Below are 1260 nucleotides of genomic sequence, written 5' to 3' on the forward strand. Positions count from 1 at the left end.
CCGGGCGACGGCTTTCCCTCCCGGGAACGGCACGAAGGCGATGATCAGCGCGAGCGCGAACCCGAGCACGAGACACCCGACCGTGGACCCGACGGCCAGCCACACAGTGGTCCCGAGCGCCTCCCGGAACGCTTCGGAGCCGAAGACGTCGGAGTAGGGCTGGAGGGAGGTCCCGCCAGTGTCGGGCTGAACGGACTGCTGGACGACGAGGGCGAGGGGGTAGAGAAAGAAGAGGGCGAGGAGAGCGATGGGGGGCAGGGCCCATACGAGGGCAGGCACTTGGCGCTTCGGCGAGGGGCTGTCGCCCTTCTCCCGCCCGCCCGAGCGCCCCGGCTGTCCCTGCTGTGGGCAGGCGTCCCGCAGGGCGGGTCCCGACCCACTGACAGCCCCCACTGCCGGGGCGCCTTTAACGAGGCGTCCACCAGAGCTAGCCATCGGCCACACCACCCGACAGCAGCACCGCGTCTTCCGGCGCGAAATGCAGCGTGACCTCGTCACCGATACCCGGCGGGGTCCGAAGCTCCCGGAGGTCCGCCTTAACCCGGTGGCCCGCGACATCGACGTACAACCGATGGGTGGCGCCCCGCCATTGGACCTCGGCAACGCTGCCCGTCAGGGCATTGGGCCCATCGCCAAGCCCGACCAGATGCGGCCGCACGCACAAGGTGGCAGTAGCCCCCCGGGCGACACCCCCGGTGTCGACCTTCAACTCGGCCCCGCCGAAGGCGACGTCACCAGAGCCAACAGCCACCGGCAGCAGGTTCGCATTGCCCACGAACGAAGCCGTGAACTCAGTCCGAGGCGTCCGATAAAGCTCCTGCGGAGTCCCGCAGTCCCGCAACCGCGCCCGGTCCATGACGGCAATCCGATCGGCCAGGGTCAAGGCCTCCACCTGGTCATGGGTGACGTACAGAATCGAGACGTCCGGCAACTCCCGGTGCAGCCGGGCAAGTTCAGCCAGCATCCCCGACCGCAACTGCGCGTCGAGCGCGGAAAGCGGCTCATCCAGCAACAACACCCCCGGCCGAATGGCCAACGCCCGCGCGATGGCGACCCGCTGCTGCTGCCCCCCGGAAAGCTCCCGGGGAAACCGCTTGGCGTACGAGGCCATCCCCGTCATCTCCAGCGCCTCGGCGACCCGCCCCGGAATCTCGGACTTGGCGACCTTCTGCGCCTTCATGCCGAAGGCGACATTGTCCTCGACCCGCATGTGAGGGAAGAGCGCGTACTGCTGGACGACCATCCCGATCCCCCGCTGAT

General features: G+C 69.0%; 1 protein-coding gene and 1 pseudogene. Both read right to left on the bottom strand.

What is annotated here, in order from left to right; all coding sequences use genetic code 11:
• Positions 1-279: pseudogene (locus tag ACZ5CR_RS45835) on the bottom strand (2-aminoethylphosphonate ABC transporter permease subunit); the annotation flags it as partial.
• A gap of 148 nt (positions 280-427) precedes the next feature.
• The coding region (locus tag ACZ5CR_RS45840; protein WP_468869820.1) for an ABC transporter ATP-binding protein at positions 428-1260 on the bottom strand (833 nt) is incomplete at its 5' end.

The organism is Streptomyces sp. NPDC031274 (genome assembly GCF_055570235.1).